18 protein-coding genes are annotated in these 18,834 nt (G+C 61.7%); 8 read left to right on the plus strand and 10 right to left on the minus strand.

Annotated features, from left to right (window positions below):
- Positions 1-129 precede the first annotated feature (129 nt).
- The 6 genes from OPU69_RS01150 to OPU69_RS01175 form a co-directional block, all read right to left on the minus strand.
- The gene (locus OPU69_RS01150) at positions 130-1,458 is read right to left on the minus strand and encodes a sensor histidine kinase (RefSeq protein WP_498508991.1); all 1,329 of its coding nucleotides are present in this window, start codon (positions 1,456-1,458) and stop codon (positions 130-132) included.
- Positions 1,455-2,132: a response regulator transcription factor gene (locus OPU69_RS01155; RefSeq protein ID WP_498508992.1), complete on the minus strand. Its 678-nt coding sequence runs from the start codon at positions 2,130-2,132 to the stop codon at positions 1,455-1,457. The genes OPU69_RS01150 and OPU69_RS01155 overlap by 4 nt, the downstream gene beginning before the upstream one ends.
- A gap of 4 nt (positions 2,133-2,136) precedes the next feature.
- Positions 2,137-3,516, minus strand: coding sequence for an efflux transporter outer membrane subunit (locus OPU69_RS01160; RefSeq protein WP_498508994.1), 1,380 nt, complete (start codon positions 3,514-3,516; stop codon positions 2,137-2,139).
- Positions 3,513-6,617: an efflux RND transporter permease subunit gene (locus tag OPU69_RS01165; RefSeq protein ID WP_498508995.1), complete on the minus strand. Its 3,105-nt coding sequence runs from the start codon at positions 6,615-6,617 to the stop codon at positions 3,513-3,515. The genes OPU69_RS01160 and OPU69_RS01165 overlap by 4 nt, the downstream gene beginning before the upstream one ends.
- Positions 6,617-7,606, minus strand: a complete 990-nt coding sequence (locus OPU69_RS01170; protein ID WP_498508996.1) for an efflux RND transporter periplasmic adaptor subunit — start codon at positions 7,604-7,606, stop codon at positions 6,617-6,619. Before OPU69_RS01170 ends, OPU69_RS01165 begins: the two co-directional genes overlap by 1 nt.
- Before the next feature lie 403 nt (positions 7,607-8,009).
- Positions 8,010-8,672: a DNA-binding protein gene (locus OPU69_RS01175; RefSeq protein WP_498508997.1), complete on the minus strand. Its 663-nt coding sequence runs from the start codon at positions 8,670-8,672 to the stop codon at positions 8,010-8,012.
- A gap of 414 nt (positions 8,673-9,086) precedes the next feature.
- On the opposite strand from OPU69_RS01175, the gene OPU69_RS01180 reads away from it, so the two are divergent.
- From OPU69_RS01180 to OPU69_RS01190, 3 genes are all read left to right on the plus strand, one after another.
- Positions 9,087-9,950, plus strand: a complete 864-nt coding sequence (locus OPU69_RS01180) for a 3'-5' exonuclease (protein WP_498508998.1) — start codon at positions 9,087-9,089, stop codon at positions 9,948-9,950.
- Between the two features lie 124 nt (positions 9,951-10,074).
- Positions 10,075-10,614, plus strand: a complete 540-nt coding sequence (locus OPU69_RS01185; RefSeq protein WP_498508999.1) for a hypothetical protein — start codon at positions 10,075-10,077, stop codon at positions 10,612-10,614.
- A gap of 100 nt (positions 10,615-10,714) precedes the next feature.
- Positions 10,715-11,485 carry a hypothetical protein gene (locus OPU69_RS01190; protein WP_498509000.1) on the plus strand — a complete coding sequence of 257 codons (771 nt, stop codon included), beginning with the start codon at positions 10,715-10,717 and terminating at the stop codon, positions 11,483-11,485.
- 67 nt (positions 11,486-11,552) lie between these two features.
- Here OPU69_RS01190 and OPU69_RS01195 read toward each other — a convergent pair whose 3' ends face one another.
- Entirely contained in the window at positions 11,553-11,768 is a 216-nt protein-coding gene (locus tag OPU69_RS01195; protein WP_498509001.1) for a hypothetical protein, read from the minus strand.
- Positions 11,765-12,148 carry a hypothetical protein gene (locus OPU69_RS01200; RefSeq protein ID WP_498509002.1) on the minus strand — a complete coding sequence of 128 codons (384 nt, stop codon included), beginning with the start codon at positions 12,146-12,148 and terminating at the stop codon, positions 11,765-11,767. The genes OPU69_RS01195 and OPU69_RS01200 overlap by 4 nt, the downstream gene beginning before the upstream one ends.
- A gap of 128 nt (positions 12,149-12,276) precedes the next feature.
- On the opposite strand from OPU69_RS01200, the gene OPU69_RS01205 reads away from it, so the two are divergent.
- A complete protein-coding gene (locus OPU69_RS01205; protein WP_498509003.1) occupies positions 12,277-13,335 on the plus strand; it encodes a hypothetical protein in 1,059 nt (352 codons plus the stop codon).
- Here OPU69_RS01205 and OPU69_RS01210 read toward each other — a convergent pair.
- Positions 13,332-13,412 carry a DUF6471 domain-containing protein gene (locus OPU69_RS01210; protein ID WP_498509313.1) on the minus strand — a complete coding sequence of 27 codons (81 nt, stop codon included), beginning with the start codon at positions 13,410-13,412 and terminating at the stop codon, positions 13,332-13,334. The genes OPU69_RS01205 and OPU69_RS01210 overlap by 4 nt on opposite strands.
- Before the next feature lie 27 nt (positions 13,413-13,439).
- A complete protein-coding gene (locus tag OPU69_RS01215) occupies positions 13,440-13,748 on the minus strand; it encodes a type IIL restriction-modification enzyme MmeI (RefSeq protein ID WP_498509004.1) in 309 nt (102 codons plus the stop codon).
- Positions 13,749-13,848: 100 nt separating this feature from the next.
- Between OPU69_RS01215 and OPU69_RS01220 the strand changes: the two genes are divergently transcribed.
- The 4 genes from OPU69_RS01220 (at position 13,849) to OPU69_RS01235 (ending at position 18,780) form a co-directional block, all read left to right on the plus strand.
- Positions 13,849-14,679 (plus strand): protein NO VEIN domain-containing protein, encoded by an 831-nt coding sequence (locus tag OPU69_RS01220; RefSeq protein WP_498509005.1) that lies wholly within the window; start codon positions 13,849-13,851, stop codon positions 14,677-14,679.
- Positions 14,680-14,800: 121 nt separating this feature from the next.
- Positions 14,801-14,995 (plus strand): hypothetical protein, encoded by a 195-nt coding sequence (locus OPU69_RS01225; protein WP_498509006.1) that lies wholly within the window; start codon positions 14,801-14,803, stop codon positions 14,993-14,995.
- 291 nt (positions 14,996-15,286) lie between these two features.
- Positions 15,287-15,772, plus strand: coding sequence for a hypothetical protein (locus OPU69_RS01230; RefSeq protein ID WP_498509007.1), 486 nt, complete (start codon positions 15,287-15,289; stop codon positions 15,770-15,772).
- Positions 15,769-18,780, plus strand: a complete 3,012-nt coding sequence (locus tag OPU69_RS01235; protein ID WP_498509008.1) for a relaxase/mobilization nuclease domain-containing protein — start codon at positions 15,769-15,771, stop codon at positions 18,778-18,780. Before OPU69_RS01230 ends, OPU69_RS01235 begins: the two co-directional genes overlap by 4 nt.
- Positions 18,781-18,834: the final 54 nt, after the last annotated feature.

The raw sequence follows: 18,834 nt of genomic DNA on the forward strand, positions 1-18,834 counted from the left end.
AGCCTTGTGGTGATCGTCGCGGGCACCGCTTGCATGGCAGTTTAGTCGCTCTGGTAAGCCTATCTCAGGCCCTTGACAGTAACTGGTGGAGGAGCGAGTAGCGTCAAATTGTCAGCCAGTCAGGTTGGATCAAAACTCGATATACACACCAAAGCCTGGGCGCGGAGCAATGGTTGCTCTGCCAGAATGTACAGCAACGATCGCTGCAACCATAGCCAGACCCAGACCGTGACCTGGCGTTGATCGGCTGGGGTCGACGCGCGCGAAGCGGTTGAAGAGTTCAGGCGCCTCCTTCTCGCTCACGCCCGGACCATCATCTGTGACGGCGAGCCTTATGCAATCATGCGTGCTTTCCAGATCTAGGTGGACCATCGTTCCCTGCGGGGTGTGCTGCGCGGCATTGTCGAGCAGGTTCGTCAACATCTGTTGCAACAGCCTGCGGTCACCGGACAAGGTCAGGCCCGGCGAGATTCGGCTGACAAGCTGATGGCCGCTGCTTTCCATCGCGGGCCGAAAAGCCTCGACCACATCAGCTACGACGGCGCTCATGTTCACCGTCTGAAAATGGGCACGGGCTGCCATGCCTTCGACCTCGGCGATCCGCAGCAGGGCGGAGAAGACCTCGAGAAGCTCACTGGCCTCGCTTGCGGCCGCTTCGATCGCCTCGCGTTGCAGCTCGCTATCCCGCTCGCGCAGAGCCTCGTCGAGCCGGTTTTGCAGCCGGGTCAGTGGCGTGCGCAGATCGTGGGCAACATCGCTTGAGACCTGGCGCAGGTTCTCCATCAGCCCGGCAATGCGGTCGAGCATTCGGTTAAGCGTCGTGGCCACACCGTCAAACTCGTCGCCGCTTCCGGTCAGGGGCACGCGCCGTGACAGATCGCCGGCGATGATCGCAGCAGCCGTGTGATCGATGCGGGCTAGGCGGCGGCGCGTGACGATGCCGACCAGCCAAGCGGCACCGATGCCGAGCAACAGCATCGCGCCAAATGCGCCGAGAAACAGAAGGATGAAACGCCTGTCCATTTCGTCGATGGCGGCGCGATCGGCTGCGACCAACAGGCGGTAATTACCGGGTAGGACCGTGGTCAGCGACTGCGCGATCCGCTCCTCGCCGTTCGATTTGTAAGGCAGCAGTTCGACATATCCGGGCTTGGGCGGAACGATCGTACTAAGCGATCCCGCTATGGGCCTGTTTTGGGCATCGACGAGCCGGTAGCCGAGACTGGCTGTGCTGCTGGCCGCCTCGCGCCGACGGATGGCGGCAGCCACGCCCTCATGCCCGTCCTGCCCTTCATCGATCAGGGCCTGCGTCTCGATGGCAACGCGGTGATCGAGTTGCAATTCGAGCGCCTCATGGGTGGTTTCGAACGCTACCGCGCCGATCACCAGTGTCGCCAGCGCAAAGCCTAGAGCGACCGCTGCCACCAAGCCGAACGTGCCACGCCACCAGCGCTTCATCCTCCGTCCCTGATGAGATAGCCCGCGCCCCTCACCGTCTCGATCGGGTCGCTGTCGAACCCGGCGTTGAGCTTGGAGCGCAAGCGGCTAAGATGGGTCTCGACGATATTGGTCTTGGGGTCGAAGTCGAAATCCCACACCCGTTCCAGCAGCATGGTGCGGGTCATGATCCGTCCGGGATGCCGCATCAGTTCCGCCAGCAGCGCGAACTCGCGCGGCTGCAATATGATCTTGCGTCCTGCGCGGACGACCGTGCGCCGATGCAGATCGAGTTCGATGTCGCCGGCAACCAGCCGGGAAGGCTCCGCTGCCGCAGAGGGACGACGACCGAGCGCATGGAGGCGAGCCGCCAGTTCGGTAAAGGCAAAGGGCTTCACCAGATAATCGTCAGCCCCGCCTTCGAGCCCTTCAACCCGGTCGGCAATTCCGCTGACAGCGGTCAGCATCAGCACCGGGGTGCTGTTCCCGGCGGCGCGCAGAGCCTTGACCAGCGACAGTCCATCAAGTCCCGGCAGCATCCGATCGACCACCATGGCATCGAAGCCGCCATCGGTCGCATGGAACAGCCCGTCGCGGCCGTCGCCGCTGGTCACCACCTGATGGCCCAGTTCGGTCAAGCCGCGGGCGATGAACTGGTTCGTATCGGTATCGTCCTCGACGATCAGGATTCTCATGGGTTCATTCTAGCGGCTTGGGACCGCTGCGCCAGCCACCGCCAAGCGCCCGGAACAGCGCCACCTGCGCCTGCGCAACGGCGAGTTCGGACTGAGCGAGCGACAGTTCGGCCTGCGCCAGCGTGCGATCGGCATCGATCCGTAACAGCGGTGCTGCATCGCCAAGCCGGACGCGCGCCTCGGCGCGCCGAGCGTAGAGGCGTCCTTCATCGCGGGCTTCGGCCAGTGCCCGGTTGCGGCGCGCTTCGCCATCATAGGCCGCAAGCGCCGTTTCAACATCGCGCAGCGCCCGAAGCACCGCTACGTCCCATCCGGCCAACGCGGCCCGTTCGGTTGCCTCGGCCTGGGCGATCCGTGCACGGACCGGGGCCTGATTGGGGAAGGCCCAGCTCACCAGCGGCGAACCGGTCGCCACCAGCCCCCCACTCAAGAGGCCCAGCGCCCCGCCGAGGTTGATGCGGGGGTAGAGATCGGCACGGGCAACACCGATCCGCGCAGTGGCGGCAGCAAGGCGGCGTTCGGCCTCGCGGATGTCCGGGCGGCGCAGCAGCAAGGCCGTGCCGTCGCCGACGGGAGCCGCAGTGCGCAGTTTCGGCGGCGCGGTGCAAGTCACGGGATTGCTGCGCGCCTCTCCCGCCGGGCGACCTGCAAGCGTGGCGAGGCGAAAGCGCGCATTGGCCTGCGCGGCTTCCAGCGGTGCGATAGTCGCCTTGGTCGCCGCGACAAGGTTGGCTGCCTGCGACACTTCCAGCGGGGAGACCTCGCCTGTCGCAAGCTGGCTGCGGGTGATGGTCAGCGCACGGGCCTGAAGCGCGACCAGTTCTTGCACGACGGCAAGGCTGCGGGTGGCACCGCACAGATCGACATAGGCCAGAACCGTATCGGCGACGACGGCGACCTTGACGCCATCAAGCGCAGCCGCCTGCGCCTCAGCATCCGCGCGGGAGGCCAGAGAACCCGAACGGAGCCGTCCGAACAGGTCCCCATCCCAACTTGCGGTGACTGCCAGATCGTAGTCGGTGGTCGGCACATTGCCCGAGGCACTCGGCTGATTGGCGGGATTGTCGATGCCGAGACTGCTCTCGATCGTGGTCTGGGGCAGCCGCGCGGCTTGCGCCTGACGCAGCGCCGCGCGCGCGCCATCGAGATTGGCAAAGGCGACCCTGAGATCGGCATTGGCCGCAAGGCTCGCTTCGACCAGGCGGTCAAGCACAGGATCATCGTAGAGCCGCCACCAATCATCGGGCACAGGCTCGATCGAGGCGACCGGAAGGCTCGCGAACGCCCCGGCAGCCATCGTGGAATTGATTGCAGATGCCATCGGCGGCGACGGGGTCGCACAAGCGGTCACCATCAGCGCCGCGCAGGAGACAAAGTGCTTCATGCCACCGCCTCCGCCAATTGAGGCTCAGGCTCCGGGCGTTCCTTGCCGAAGCGGCCGTAAAGCGCGGGCATCAGGAACAGGTTGAGCGCAGTCGATGAGATCAGACCGCCGAGGATGACGATCGCCATGGGATGCTCGATCTCGTGACCCGGCTTGTCGCCCGCTATCACCAGCGGCACCAGCGCAAGCCCTGCGCACAGTGCGGTCATCAGGATCGGCACCAGACGCTCTTGTGCGCCGCGCAAGATCAGAGCCGGGCCGAACGCCTCGCCTTCGAACCGCCGCAGGTGATCGTAATGCGAGAGCAACATGATCCCGTTGCGCGACGAAATCCCGATCACGGTGACAAAGCCGACCAGCGATCCCAGCGACAGAACCCCGCCGGTGAGCGCCACCCCGATGACCCCGCCGACCAGCGCAAAGGGCAGGCTGAGGCCGACCAGTGCGGTAATCCGGGCGGAGCGAAACTCCAGCCATACGAGCAGCAGGATACCCACGAGGCAGGCAAGACCCACCGTCCACAGCCGTTCGCGCGATTCCTTGAGAGCGGCATACTCGCCGAGGATCTCGGGGTGGTAGCCGGTCGCAAAGGGCACCTCGCTCACCGCCGCCTCGACCCCGCGCGCCACGGCTCCGAGATCGGCATCGCTGGCGATGTTGAGCGTGACATCGAGACGGCGCTGGCCGTCCTCGCGCTTGATCTCGTTGGGCGCGGGCACGATCACCACATCAGCGACGTCGCGCAGGCGGACAGGCGCGCCAACCGGGGTCTGGATCATCAGATCGGCAAGCGCGTGCTGGTCGCCGCGGATTTCAGGTTCACCCCACAAGGCAACATCGAAAGCCTTCTGGTCGCGGTAGATCTCACCCAGCTTCTCGCCCGCAACGAGGGTCTGAGCTTGCCGCCGCACTTCGCCCGGCGTGAGGCCAAGCGTGACCAGATCGGCCGCACGGGGGCGAATCTGGATTTGCGGCACGAGCACCTGCTGTTCGACCTTGAGGTCGGTCACACCGGGGATGCTGGCGACCTTGCCGCGCACCCGCTCGGCTGCTGCGCGCAGTTCGTCCTGATCGGGGCCGTAGATCCGAACCACCACGGTCGCGCCTGCGCCCGAGAGCACCTCCTTGATGCGCTCGCGCAGATAAGTGAGCACGTCGCGATAGAGGCCGGGATAGCCCTCGACCACTTCCTTGATGCGCGCGACGCTGGCGTCGTAATCGACCCCGTCATCCAGGCTGATCCACAGCTCGGTGAAGTTCGGGCCAACCACCTCGTCGGCAGCCTCGGCTCGGCCGATATGCGCACCGAAGTTTCGCACGCCGGGTATGGCGCGCAGTTCCTTAGAGGCGCGAATGGTGATGCGGTCCATCGCATCGATGCCCACACCCGGCTTCTCGACGAAGTGCATCAGGAAGTCGGTCTCGCGGAAGTCGGGCAGGAACTGGTCCTTGAATCCCAGATAGCCCACGCCGGAAAGCAGCAGGCCGCCCGCGACGATGCCCATGGCAAGCCGTGGCCGGTCGATCAGCCGGGGCAGGACGCCGAGATAGCGCTGCTTGAGCGAGGCGACAAAGCGCGTGTCGCGATGCTCCTTCATGGGCGCATTGGGAAGCAGCATCAGGCACATCGCAGGCGTCACCACCAGCGCGACCAGCAGCGAGGCGGCAATCGCCAGCACATAGGCGATGGCGAGGGGCCGGAAGAACGTCCCCGCCACCCCGCCAAGGAAGAAGATCGGCAGGAACACCAGCATGACGATCAGCGAGGCGAAAACCACCGCCGTGCGCACTTCGAGCGAGGCCGAAAGCACCACGGCAAAGGCCGAACGCGGATTGCCTGCTTCGCGGTTCAGGCGCAGACGGCGGGCGATGTTCTCGACATCGATGATCGCATCATCGACCACCTCGCCAAGGGCAATCACCAGTCCGGCGATCACCATCGTGTTGATCGTCGCCCCGCTCCATAGCAGCACGAGGCCCGCCGCGAGCAGCGACAGCGGGATCGCCACAAGGCTGATCGTCGCCTGCCGCCAGTCGCGGGTAAAGGCGAACAGGACGAGCGCCACCAGCAGGCAGCCAATCATCAGCGCGCGGGTGAGGTTGTCGATCGACTTCTCGATGAAGGTTGCCGGGCGGAAGATCGTGGTGTCGATCTTGACGTCCTTGAGGCCGGGGCGAAGCTCTGCGACCGCCGCTTCGACATCGCGGGTCAACTGGAGCGTGTTGCCGGTAGGCTGTTTCTCGACGATCAGCATGAGGCCGGGGCCGTCGTCGATGATCGCATTGCCGATAGGCGCGGCAAAGCCGTCGGTCACCCGCGCGACATCGCCTACACGCACCGGCGCATCGCCGGCGATCTTGATGACCGTGCGGGAGAGGTCCTCGGCGGTCTGGATCGCGCCGGCCTGCTGCACCGGCAGCCGCTGGTTGGGCGTATCGACAAAGCCGCCGCCGCCGACCAGCACCGCATCCCCGGTCGCCGCGCGCAGTTCAGCCAGCGTGACACCAGATGCCTGGAGCCGGTCAGGATCGGCCAGCACTTGCAACTGCCGGTCGCGGTAGCCCCAGACGGCGACATTGGCGACGCCCGGCACCGACATCAGCTTGGGCCGGATCGTCCAGCGCACCAGCTCGGACAGTTGCATCTGATCGAGCTTCTTGGACGAGATGCCGATCTTCATCGCCCGGCTGGTGGACGACAGCGGCGGCAGCATCACCGGCGGGCGGGCAGCGGCAGGCAATCGCGCCTGCACCTGCGCCACGCGCTCCTGCACCAGTTGGCGGGCGCGGATCACATCGGTGCCGCGCTCGAACAGAATCGTTACGGAAGACAGGCCCAGCACCGACTTCGAGCGCAGGGTTGCCAGATCCGGCACGCCGTTCACCCCGGTCTCGATCGGAACCGTGATCAGGCTTTCGACCTCCTCGGTCGACAGGCCCGGCGCCTCGGTCTGGATCTCGACAATGGGCGGGGCGAACTCTGGAAAAACATCAAGTGGCACATCGGCCGACGCGCGCAGGCCGAGCACCACCAGCAGCGCCGCCATGGCAAGCACCAGCACGCGCTGCTTGAGCGCGGAGCGAACCAGCCAGGCCAGCATCAGTGTGCGACCCCGAACTCGGTGCCGAACAGCTCAGCAGCGCCTGCTGTGACCACCAGCGTGCCGGGACGCAGACCCCGCGACAGGATCGCGCGGCTACCGTCGGTTGCAGCAACCTCGATCCGCTGGCGGACATAGGTGTCGGCCTCGGTCTTGGCATAGACCCATTCGCCGCCATAGATGTCGCGCAGGATCGCGGAGGTCGGCACGGACAGCCCTTCGCTTCGCCCACCAGCGAGCGGGAGCGCGACGCTGACGCGCTGGCCGACACGGTAGGCCCGGTCACGATTGTCGAGCGCGAAATAGAGATCGACGGTGCCCGCGACTGCGTTCGCCGATGGCGGCGCATCGACGGGCTGCGCCGATCGTTTCGCGCCGTCCTGTCCCAGCGGCGAGATCAGCGCAGACTGGCCTTGTTGCAGCCCGGCAAGGTCGCTCCCGAACACCGGCACACGCACCCAAACGTAGCGCTGGTTGCCAAGGCTCGCCACCGCTGGCCCGAGAAGACGACGCTGGGCTGCCGCCGCATCGGCAGCAGCCTTGGCCGCGCCGAGTGCCGCCGTCGCCTCATCACGCGCGCGAATGCTTCCCGCTTCCTCATCAACCAGAGCCGAGGCGCGATCATAGGCGATGCGCGCCAGAGCCAGCTGCGCACGTGCCCGCGCCAGTTCACCCTCGGCGGCGACCTGCTGGGCAGCGAGCAGTTGCAGATTGCTGGCAGAGTTGATCGGCGCGCCGCCGACGCCTGCCGGGATGACGATTTCGCCGCTGGTCATGCGCATGGCCGATGCGGTGCCCGTCCCGATCCGCTCGGTGACAATCCCGAGCCGCTTCTGCGCTTCCGGCGTGAGCTTCAGGCGGACAAGCTCGGTCTCATGGGCGATTGCCTCGCTGTGAACAGGTGCCTTGGGCGGCGAGGCAGGCTCGCTGCCGCAGGCGTTCAGGAGAATCGCAGGGACGAAAGCGACAAGGGCGAAGCGGTTCGGCATTGCAGCCGCATACAGCGCCTCCATTGGGGGAGCGTTGGCACTGCTATACAATTCCCCAATGTTGGAGTGCGCGCTTCGCCATCTTTAGTTTGTCATAAACCGGGGCGGCTGGTGGTTCGGTTTCGGAATTTCCGCCCCTGTTAGCACGCAGGCCGATGCCGACCGGCCGGTATTGGCGAACCCAGTCATTTAGCACGTCGTCTGCGAATGTCGGAAAAGTCCCACAACGCGCCTTCCGTCTTGTGGCAGCAATCGTCTCAACCCCGTCGTCTACGGCAGTCGCTTTGGCGGCGCTTGGCAGTGAAAGCTGCCAAGCATGCTTGCTGCGGTGGTGATGACGCAAACACGCTAGGGCAATTGACGGATGAAACAGCTACCCTGACGGGTGGTCAATTACCCGTTTTCATTGGTCCGGCGGCGAGTCCTCATCACAATACGGAGGATATTTCTTCAAAGCACTGACAGCCGCGTCGCCCATCGCCCGACTGGCGAAGGTTGATCCAGGCCGGTCCTCGACTTCCTGCCCGACGGGTTCACTGGCAGGGGTGGCATCGTCGATCGAGGGTGTCGCGGCTGCCGAAGGCTCGACCATTTCGGTCAAGGCAGCTATCTTGCCCTCGAGCCTGGCTATGGTGAGGCGAAGCTTTTCCACCTCTTCCTCATGCGTTTTCGCCTTTTCGCGAGCCGCTTCCAGTTCTGCTTCGATCTCGTCATTTATCCGCAGCGCCTCAGCATTTTCCTGCTGAAACCGTTCGCGATCGGCAACAAGCACCTTTGAATGCATGGCTTCTTCACACCGCACGCGTAACGCCGCCTCCTCAATTTTGCTGGTCATGATAGCGATAATGGTCTGTAGATCGTCATCGGAGAAGTTCACCGGTACGACACCACGGGATGCGCGCAGCTTCCACTGCTTTAAGTGGTTGCCGATGGTCGTAAGGCTGCCCGTTCCGGTCTCTTGGCGAATATGATAAGGCGAAATTTGTTCCGGTTTTGCTCCGTGACCCACCAGGGCATCGGCAACCGTTGCAACTGTTTCATATTGTATCCCTCGGGTTTGGCTCACCGCAAAGCTCCAATTATCTACTGTATGTATATGGCTGTATACGTATACGCGTGGTTATCCGTGTAACGCTCAGTAGAGATAATGTGACTGGTTTAAGAAGCGGTGAACTGCCCACGTACAGCTACGTGAATAGCTTTCGCCCGAGGAAAGCATAAATTTCAACCATAGCTGGCATCTTGCTCAGCCCTTGCGTGTCGCCTCAAGAAGCTGCGTCCGCGGCGGTTCGCCTCTTCAACACAGCCTGACAATGCCGAGACCGAGTGTTGCTCGCTGGACCAAGGTCTGTCCGCCTTCGCATGTCCTCATAATTGGAAAATCTCTCGTCGGCAGAGCCTGTGATCGAGTTGGGATGGAGGAAAAGGATTCCTTCAGGCTCGGTCACGGAGCCTGAAAATGGACAGAAGACCAGAAAATATGAGTACCGCCGCACCTGCGGCAACCAATGACGAAATCGCAATCCGGATACTGCTACCGGCTGCCAAGCTGGAGCATTTCATCGTCAGCAAGCAGCCTGTCGAGCCGCTGCTACAGGTCGCGGTCATTGACGTGGAGACCACCGGCACGGATGCGCTGCGCGATCAGATCATCGACCTCGGCTATGTGATCCTGCTCGTCGATGCGGAAGGGGATATTGTCGATATCCTGACCGTGCGCGAGGCGCTGGCTGATCCCGGCGCGCCTCTGCCGGAGCGCATCTTCCGGCTGACCGGTCTGACTGACGCTGACCTGCGGGGCAAGGCCATTGATCTCGATCTGGTCGAGGCTGATTTTAGTGGGGTCGATGTGTTCGTGGCGCACAACGCCCGGTTCGATGCGTCGTTCATCCGCCAGTTGCTGCCTTCCACAGCCGATGCCGCCTGGGCATGCTCCCTAAGCGATTTTGACTGGCTGATGGACGCAGGCCTTGATGGACGAGCGCTCGGCCATCTGCTGGCTCAGGCCGGTTTCTACAATGACGGTCACCGCGCGCTGGCCGATGTCATCAGCCTTATCCATCTGCTGGCCTATCCGCTGCCGGACGGCAGACCGATGCTGGGAACGCTTCTGGACAATGCCAGCCGGGAGACCTGGCGCGTCGAGGCGACGCGGGCACCGTACTCGGCGCGCAACATCCTGAAGGACCGGGGTTACAGCTGGGACCCTGCTGCCAAGGTCTGGTGGACTGAAGTTGCCGACGGCCAGGTCGAAAATGAGGAAATGTGGCTGTTTCGCCATGTCGTTCCGCATGGCCCCAGTCCACGGCTGATCAGCATGAACTGGCATCAGCGCCACCGCTGAGCCAGTGGACATATCGACCGCGCCGCATCGCAGGCGCGGTCAGACCCTTCGGACAATTAGAAGGTGAGCCTTCTCAAAGAGGGGAAAAGCTCATCAAACTCCAAAGACAGAAAGAAAACAGACCGTGACTACACCCAACCAGCGTCAGCAGAACCAACTGCACGCCCTGCGTCAGGCGATGGGCCTGCCGCTCCACCGCACCGTCAACGATACCATCGCGTTCAGCATCGGCAAGATGATGGACCTGCAATATGGCGTCGAGCTTGGGCGCTATGCCGCCGAGGTGCAGAAGGACTGCATCCATGTCGGCTTTGCCCATGCCGGAGCCAAGCGGCCCGGCGGCTATGCGGTCGTCTATCGGGAGCTTTGTGAGGTGAACATCTTCCGTCGTTGCCTGCCCTATGCAGCGTCAGAGGATGCGCCGGTCGTGCTGGTCAGCGTCAACGAGAAGGAGCAGTTCTGCATCGATTCGCGCGGCAGCCTGCAGCGTATCCCGGGCCTGCCGGATCAGATTGGCGCGGGCAACAGGCGGGCGCTGTCCCGGATGCGCAAGATCGTCGCAACCATGGGCGATGCGTCCATCCCGGGCTGCGGCTTGATGGAAACGGACGCGGCAGTCCTGGCCGAGGCGGGACCCCGCAATCCGGTCATCTGCATGCGCTGAAGCCCAGGCCGATCCCGGCCATCAACCCATCAAATCCATCTGAACTCATGCCAAAGGCCGTCCGATCAGGGCGGCCTTTGGCGCATCAAGGAATATGTACATGCGCAAATTCACATACATCGACACCGAATCCGCCTGGGATGAAGGGCTGCATGCCGCCTCGCAGCGCATCAATTCTCATCTCCAGCCTTTCCACCGCATCGCCAGCAAGCGAATCTTCGCCGCTGCCGCGTTCGACCTCAGCGTGTCAGCCGACGGTGCGATCAGCTTTGAAGGCATTGCGCACTGGTCAGCCGACGAGGATTGCGATGAGCGGCGAGTGGTCCGCGACCTGTTCCACCATCTCCATGCCCGTACCGATCGCGTCGTTATCGGCTACGGCAGCATCGCCACCGATGTTCAACTGCTCCAATTGGCTGCCCAGGAATACTCCCTCGTGCTGCCCCAGCATTTTCGCGCTGAGCGGCCGCGCTACCAGGGCGTTGACGCGCCAGGTCGCCACTTTGACCTCGGCCTGGCGATCAAGAACGGCAGCAAGACCTGGCATCACCTGTCCGAAGTTCTGGTGCGTATCGGGCTCCCATCCTTCCTGATGGCGGGCAAGAAGCACGTGCTCTTTCCGCATAACGATGCAGGTTGGGCCGATGTCCGTGCCCATGTCCAACTGGACTGCGCGTTGCTCGCCGTCGCGCATCTCGCATGGTTGCGCGCTCAGGGCCAAGCAGGCATCGATTCCTGGGCGGCGGCCTTCGCGGTCCTCGAGTGGCTGCGGCGCAGCGCCACCCTCACGGATACGGTACAGGCGAAGCTCAAACGGACCTGTGACGGGCTTGCGGGCATGATCAGCGATGAGCATGCGATGGCGGCATAGCGAGCAAGGCAGGGGGAGAGAAATCTCCCCCTGTCCCGTCACGATATCCGACAAAGCTTGATGTCGCTCATTGTGCGCCAATGTCCTTCGATGATGCCGCGCGGTGCAATCGGGCGAAAAGGTCTTTGAGCTCCAAAGCGCGCTTGGTCTTGCGATAGCCGAGTTCGGCAAGGACCAGGGTGAATTCATCCGGATCGCGTTCGCTCGCACGGGTATGGGCCTCCAGAGCCTCGATCGAGAGGTGCCCCATGGGTCGCCCAGCCGTGCCGCCACTGAGTTTCACGCCGCGTACCGCCCGTCTTTGAGCCGCCGGGCCATGCCGATACCCGTCAGCGCGTCCAGCACCGGGCGGACGGTGGCGGCACGCTTGCCCTTGAAGCTGCGGGCGATGTCCTGCGCGGCGAGCGGGGCGGGGGCGGCGGTGAGGATGGACTGCACGGCGCTGACCTGTCCGGGCAGCGTCTTGGGCCACGCGATGACATTGTCGGGCAGGACGATGGCAGCTTCGCCGAAATCGAGCGTCTGGTTGACCGGCGCGGCATAGCCGGGGTCCTGAAATTCGGGGCGCAGATAGCGGATCAGGCCGCGTGCCTCTTCGGTGGCGCGTTCCTTGTTCAGCGCGACCAGCCGCGTGAGGATGTCCTCATCGGAAAGGTCCGGCAATAGGTAGCAAAAGCAGAAAGCCACCTAGAGCCGCCAATCATAAGGATTGGTGAGATGGCATTACGGGAATTTTCGGCGCGGGATGCTGCGACTCCACTTTCTTGGGAAGGTGAGGCAAGAAGGGCGCTATGGGTAGCAAACAGACAAGTCTGGCGAGTGAGCTGGCAAAGCCAGTTCGGATTCGTGTCGCGCTTTTGGCATGGGGTGCCCTCACCGGCTACGACACGCTTTCCAGCCAACTTGAACTTCCGAACCTCCGAAGGATATTCGGCATGAGCGGGGCATTACTCCCTTGGTGGGGATGGATGCTTGTCCTGCAGGCAATCCTAGTCGCTGCCCTGTTCGAGTACGTGCGTCGGCTGCCTATGCGCCCGACCAGCGGCGAAATTTCAGCTTCAGTTTTGGATGGGGCGACTCACGCTTCAGAACTGGATTATCAGCCAGACACACTGGACCGCGCCGGCGTTATTGAACCAAGTCGGATCGCCGAAATGATCGACGCAAAACTCCACGAGTTTCTGGCAACAACGCTTCGCGCTGAGTTTTCAGCGCACTCTCATCTGCATGAATATGACAAGCGGATGGCCGCTCTGTCAAATCAGGCCAGGCAAGCCTTCGGCTCGGCTACACTGGCCTTTGATTTTACCAAAGAAGAAGTGGCCAAGCTCCAAACGAGAATCGGGGAGATTGCCAAAGGATGCTCAGATTTGGAGCGTCGATTGAACGATTGGACCCGGCAGCATTGCGATGACCAGGATCAACGGTTCAAGAATGTTGATGGTGGCTTCCGGGCCATACGCGATCGCGAAACCCTGGAAAACCTCGCAGAAAAAATTCGTTCCCAAGCTGATGGCCTGTTGCGCACAAGCCGAGGTGAACGCGTTGAAAACTGGGGTGTTTGGAACAACCAGAATTTTCAATGGCAGCAGGACATCATGATCTACGGCGGCATCGCAGCTCACTACCTAGCTGACGTTCCCAGCCTGATCGGGGATGTGCCCAGCCACAGCTTGCGGGGCGACTGGACAGAGGATCGCAGCCTTTTCCCTAGCGACGATGCGGTGATAGCTCACCGCACAACCGCCGTCACGATGCAGAATTTCAATAAGCAACACGAACGCGTCCTGAAGTGCGTGACCAGCTTTGCTTTCGACGCTCCTTCCATGAAGGGGATAGCGAACAGCTAGACACGAACGTCAGTGACGCCAATCGCTTCAAGGCATTGAAGCAGGAACGCGGCGGTGAAGCCGCCCCGGCTGATCAGCCAAGGCCCGCACGATCAGCCTCAAGTCTATTTACCAGATGGGTGAGGATACGGCTTACCAGACATTCCGCGCCCTGCGTTGAAGCAGTCGCGCTTGTAGCAGTCTATGCGGCCGAAGCTCTGCGTGCCGTCGCCATTGTCCTGAAACACCCGGCGCTCGAACACGTAATCGTTGTGCGCGTCGTCGGTGCGGCTGCCATCGGGGGCGGGCACGCCGATCAGCGCGCACAGGCCGTTGATGAAGCTCTGCGTGTTCGCCAGCTCCGACCCGCCCGTATCGCGCCATTGGGCGATAAAGGCGTCAATCTGGTGCTGTGTGGAAATGTCCCCCGGCATGGGTTCAAATAAGCACCGGGGGCAGGGGGCGGCAATGGAAGATTGACCCTGGGCAGGGATTTTGCGCGCGCTATAGTCGCGGCATACGAGGGGGATAGAATTGGTCGAGGTCTGGTCAGATAGCGAGATCGATCTGGTGGTGGCCGACTATTTCGCGATGCTTGCCGAGGAGCTTGCGGGCAAGGTGGTCAACAAGGCTTCGCGCTACCGTGCGCTGGCCAATTTGATCCCCAGATCTGCCAAGTCGATCGAGCGCAAGCACCAGAACATATCCGCTGTCATGATCGGGTTCGGACAGCCGTGGATCAATGGACTCAAGCCCGCAAGGCACTATCAGCACGCGCTCGAAGATGGTGTCCAGCGATGGCTGGATGCGCACCCGGACTGGCTGAGGCCGAAGCACGATACCGGTCTCGCGCAACGCGTCGCTCACCCGCCACGACTGTGGATCGGCCCTCCGCCAACGCACCGCAACGCACCTCCTCCAGTGGACCCAAAACTGATGGCAGCCGTCGCCAGGAAATATGACATCGCTGGCCGCGACGAGCGCAATCGTGCGCTTGGCAGGGCGGGGGAGGCGGTTGTTCTGCACCATGAGCGCAGCACCCTTGTCGATGCTGGCAGGCATGATCTGGCGGTTCAAGTGCGGTGGACATCCGATGCGGATGGCGATGGCTTCGGCTACGACATAGCCAGCTTCGAACCGGACGGACAAGCGCGCCTAATCGAGGTCAAGACGACCTGTGGCTGGGAGCGAACGCCATTCCACATCTCGCGCAACGAACTCGAAGTTTCGCGCGAACGCGGCGAGAACTGGCACCTCATAAGGATCTATGACTTTGCTCGTCAGCCGAAGGCATTCGCGCTTCGACCGCCGCTGGAAAACCATGTTGAACTGCTGGCGTCGTCGTTTGAGGCTCGGCTGTTCTAGCTTCGGTTTGCGGCAATGGCGTGGCTTTTGCCGGCTTCGGTCGCAGCTTGCTCCGCACTGATGACTTTATGCGTTCATCGCTTGGTAAAGTGCCCTCGATGACCCCCTCGCGTACAAGGTCATGCAGAACTCCGGTGACCGCAGCAGCTATTTCGCTCGGCGTGAGATCTTGCTGCATCTCGAGGACCGCTTCCACAGCGTAGTTGATTATTGCATCGAGTTTATAGCGGCGTTTGCGATCTTCGTTAATCTTGTTTATTTGCTCTCTTGTTGCCTGCTGCAAGCTATTCGCGAAGCCAACACCTATCCTGAATGATGTTGAAGGTCTCGGTTTCACGGGGGCTTTGTTGGTTAATTTCTTGCGTGTTGAACTCATGGCCTGATTCTCCTTTCCTTCAACATAGTATTAACAATTATGCTTTTCAAACAGTAAAATAGAATGCATAATGGAAAGGTAACTCTAAGAAGGGTAGCAAGTGATGTCGTGTCCACCTTTTGCGCCACTTTGCTCTGTCGCTGTGCTCTGTCGCCAGTGGCGGTGGAACGACTTGACTTGTTGGGTTGGGCATAGCCCCTCCCAAGCCCTCCCCTCGACGAGTATCTGGTCATGACTGTCGCAAGAAACCAGAAAGCTCCACGCCCCAAGCCAAAGGACTTTCGAGTCAAACTCACGGCGGAAAATCATGAGACGCTGATCGCCCATCTGTCCGCCAAAGGCTTTTCCGGGCCTCATGCTAAGCAGGATTGGTTGCGATCGCTCATTCCGGCAATGCGGCCTGTCAGCGATGGTGGCATCGCACTGCCAGCGCAGCCACACCGGCGTCGACCGCTGCCGGGCGCGCAAGACGCCCTTGCTGACCTGGGCAGCGTCGGCACTGATCTTCGTCGCTTGCGCCATGATGTCGAGAAAATGGCAACCTGGATGGACCGGATCGATCCCGTGTTCATAGCGGACGAGCATAAATCCCGTGTCCGCAACGAACTACCGGAACTGCTGGCCAGACTTCTGGCGCGACTTGATGAGGCGGAAAAGAAAATCACGCCCAAACTCGACACCGCGATCGATGCGGTGACCAACGCGATGCGAAGATGATCATCAAGTGTACCCGCGGCCGTGATTTTGCGGGCCTCATCGATTACCTGCTGCGCCATGGTGAGCACCAAGACCGTGGTGAAGCGCGCATCATCAGGATGGAAGGCGTGTACGACGAACGCACGGCCGCTGCGCAAATGGCTCGGAATGCCGCGCTGGCGCCGTGCCGCATGCGACCAGTGGTCCACATGATGGCACGGGCCGAAGTCGGTCTGACCGACGCCAGGTATGCCGACCTCGCCTGTCGTATGGTTGATGCGGCGGGCCTTGCCGGTCGTCCGTACATGGCAGTGGTGCATGACGACGACCATGTCCATGTTGTTGTCTGCGAAATGGATGATCTTGGCAGGCCGCCGCCTCGAATCCAGTTTGCGCAGGCGCTGGGAAGGCCGGTGACTTCAGACGAAGCCAAGGCCATGCCAAATGGTGCTGTCAAAAGCCGGGCGTGGGATAGTCACCTTCCCATGCGTCTGACGAAACTGGCGAGACAGCTCGAAGTCGAATGGGGGCTGCGCGAACTTCCTTCGCGTTCGGTTGCCATCGAGCTGCAGGAACCGCAGCTCTTGCACAGCCAACGACAGCGACTGGAAGCGCGGGGCGAAGTCGCCCTTCAGGATCGGTACTTTGATCAGGTACGATCAGCCCTGGCGCTGCCGAGCTGGGAGATGCGGATCCGTGCGCTTGGCCAGCACGGATTGAACCTGCGGGTCATATCAAGCGGCGAGCGCAAACGTGGTCTGCAGCTCTACAACATTTCCAATCCGCGCGAGTGCGTGAAAATCTCTGCGTTTGGATTGGGCGGCATGGCCAAGCTAGATGTATCAGCAGATCAACCCTTTGTTGAATATCAAGCGTCGCATCCGCGGCCACCAATCACCCTGAACAAGCCAGAAAAGACGTTCGACCAGGGGTTTCAAAAGCTTCAGGTTCAGTTCCGCGAAGAAATAAAGCAATGGCATCGTGCAACGGCGCGCAGAAAGTCCGCATTCAAACGCTACAAGGCCGAAAAGCTTGCAGTCGGCATGCAAATTGAGCAGCTCAGGCTGACGCTGCAGCCATGTGCCGGCGCGAGTGCAGCCAGGTTCGCGGCCAGCGGCTTGCGCCGCGATTTGGTTGCCCGGGCGCAGGCCGAACTCAGCTACGCGCTGGCAGTGGCAGGACCTGCGCGCAAGAAGCCCGTATTCGCAGAGTTTGTCGCACGCCGTGCCAAGCTTGGCGATGCCGATGCGATGCGTGTATGGCATGACCTTGAAGATCAGGTGACGGAGACCCGCAGGCTTCGTATCGCCAAAATGATTGCCTCGTTGAGACGTTCCCTCCATGGCATCAAGGAGCGGGCAAAGACGCTCCACAATGAACTCAAGGCATTCACACAACCCCTGAGCGTTGCGACATTGTCGCTCAAGAGCCGTGGTCTTGCGCTGCGTGCATCAGAAGCTGACGCGCGTCGACAAAGTCAGCAACGCCAGGCAAGCTATCTTGCCATGAGGGCCGATCAGGCCGATCACCGGATTCTGGTTGATCAGAGACAGCGCGTAAGGATTGAGGGCTGGAAGGCCACCGCCGCCGATAACGCGTTGATGGACGATCCCGGCAATCTGGCGATATTCGAGCGCATAGCTGCTAGGCAAACCGCGGAAGTCGATGCCTTGAAAGACTTGATTCGGCAGCCAGGGTTGTTGAGGCGAACGACCAAGGGGGACTACGCACTCAGCATGAAGGCCGTTGAAGCACGTTGCCCCGCGTCGGCCAGATGGTCCAAGCAAGCCGAAGTGCTAAGCCTCGCCAGCACTGTCATAGCAGGGCTTCGGCAAGAGCAGCATCATGAAGCGCGCAACGAAAAGGCGTTGGCCAGCAACATCCTTCTGAATCAGTCCCATACAACGTCCGCTGAGGCAGCCAGAGTGGTTTCGCATCTCGCCGCTGCTGAGTTCTTCCGTAGCCATATCGAACGTGTGATGCGCGAAGATGAGGAACGTCGTGCGGATGAGCAGGCGACGCAATCAGCCCGCGCGGCGCGCGCACGACTGCTGGAACAGCGCACGCAGGAGGCTTTGGAGCAGCGGGCACGTGAACAGAGCGATGCACCGCAAAGCGCTGATCGACATTCTGCTTCCGACCCTGCGAGAAGGCCGCTGCCTGATGCCTCTGTCGTGCAGGCTGAGCAGAGGAAGCGGCTGCTGGCGGCAACGTCGCCGCGGCCTGGAGATCCGCCGGAAGTGCGCCAATATCTCGAGAATTGGGCCGCGCGCATTCATGTATTCTCGGCTGACCGCCCCATGGGCCGTAATGATCTCGTTGCAATCGAGAACCAGGCATTACTTGGCATGGTGCGCCAGGGGCTTACTGCGACGCAAATAGAACCATTTCTGGAGGAGCGCTCGCCAGCATCGGCGTTGGGAATGAGCACCCTTGCCGATGTACAGCGCAACCAAGCAATAACTGACGAATTGGCTCGCCAGCGGGATCAACAAGATCGTGCGCGTGTCCGCCGCTATCTCGGCAAGCTCGTTCCGCCGAGTGAAACGGGTAAGGAATTCGTCCGCCTTTGGCAGGAGTTGCTGGAGGAGCATATGGCCAATCCCGGCGCTTCAAGCGAAGATCGAAATCGAGCCATCGACCACGATGTTACACGCATACTCATCAAGCGTGGTCGCGCGGCGATTGAGGTTGCTGAGGCGATCATCGACTTCTCGCCGTCGTTAGCCTCCAAGCCGCCATCAGATCGCAAGGAATATGCTACGGAGCGGCTATCGTACTTCTTCGACGCAGATGGCTATCGCTTGCTCATAGAACAGATGACAGCCAGCTCTGGAGGGAAGGAAAGCACGCGACCCTTGACAACGGTCCAGGCAAAGCCTGATTCGCGTCGAGCATCGACGTCTGGAGAGCTTTCGGATCATCTTGATGCTGGCGATAGTGGGGATCATCTGAAGGGATCGGTGGAAGGTCATCAGGCGCAGCGACGCCAGATCTATCGTCCGGGAGCAGACGGCCATGGCCTATAGGCTGCGATTTGAGCTTTTTTGCAGCTTGCGGAGATAAGCCTATCTGGAATCACC

The organism is Blastomonas sp. 34TW (assembly GCF_059803595.1).

What these genes read in the sequence shown, in the direction of transcription:
- OPU69_RS01150 (WP_498508991.1), bottom strand. Translation starts at nt 1,458, where the DNA reads ATGAAGCGCTGGTGGCGTGGCACGTTCGGCTTGGTGGCAGCGGTCGCT.
- OPU69_RS01155 (WP_498508992.1), bottom strand. Translation starts at nt 2,132, where the DNA reads ATGAGAATCCTGATCGTCGAGGACGATACCGATACGAACCAGTTCATC.
- OPU69_RS01160 (WP_498508994.1), bottom strand. Translation starts at nt 3,516, where the DNA reads ATGAAGCACTTTGTCTCCTGCGCGGCGCTGATGGTGACCGCTTGTGCG.
- OPU69_RS01165 (WP_498508995.1), bottom strand. Translation starts at nt 6,617, where the DNA reads ATGCTGGCCTGGCTGGTTCGCTCCGCGCTCAAGCAGCGCGTGCTGGTG.
- OPU69_RS01170 (WP_498508996.1), bottom strand. Translation starts at nt 7,606, where the DNA reads ATGCCGAACCGCTTCGCCCTTGTCGCTTTCGTCCCTGCGATTCTCCTG.
- OPU69_RS01180 (WP_498508998.1), top strand. Translation starts at nt 9,087, where the DNA reads ATGAGTACCGCCGCACCTGCGGCAACCAATGACGAAATCGCAATCCGG.
- OPU69_RS01190 (WP_498509000.1), top strand. Translation starts at nt 10,715, where the DNA reads ATGCGCAAATTCACATACATCGACACCGAATCCGCCTGGGATGAAGGG.
- OPU69_RS01205 (WP_498509003.1), top strand. Translation starts at nt 12,277, where the DNA reads ATGGGTAGCAAACAGACAAGTCTGGCGAGTGAGCTGGCAAAGCCAGTT.
- OPU69_RS01215 (WP_498509004.1), bottom strand. Translation starts at nt 13,748, where the DNA reads ATGCCGGGGGACATTTCCACACAGCACCAGATTGACGCCTTTATCGCC.
- OPU69_RS01225 (WP_498509006.1), top strand. Translation starts at nt 14,801, where the DNA reads ATGCAGAACTCCGGTGACCGCAGCAGCTATTTCGCTCGGCGTGAGATC.
- OPU69_RS01230 (WP_498509007.1), top strand. Translation starts at nt 15,287, where the DNA reads ATGACTGTCGCAAGAAACCAGAAAGCTCCACGCCCCAAGCCAAAGGAC.
- OPU69_RS01235 (WP_498509008.1), top strand. Translation starts at nt 15,769, where the DNA reads ATGATCATCAAGTGTACCCGCGGCCGTGATTTTGCGGGCCTCATCGAT.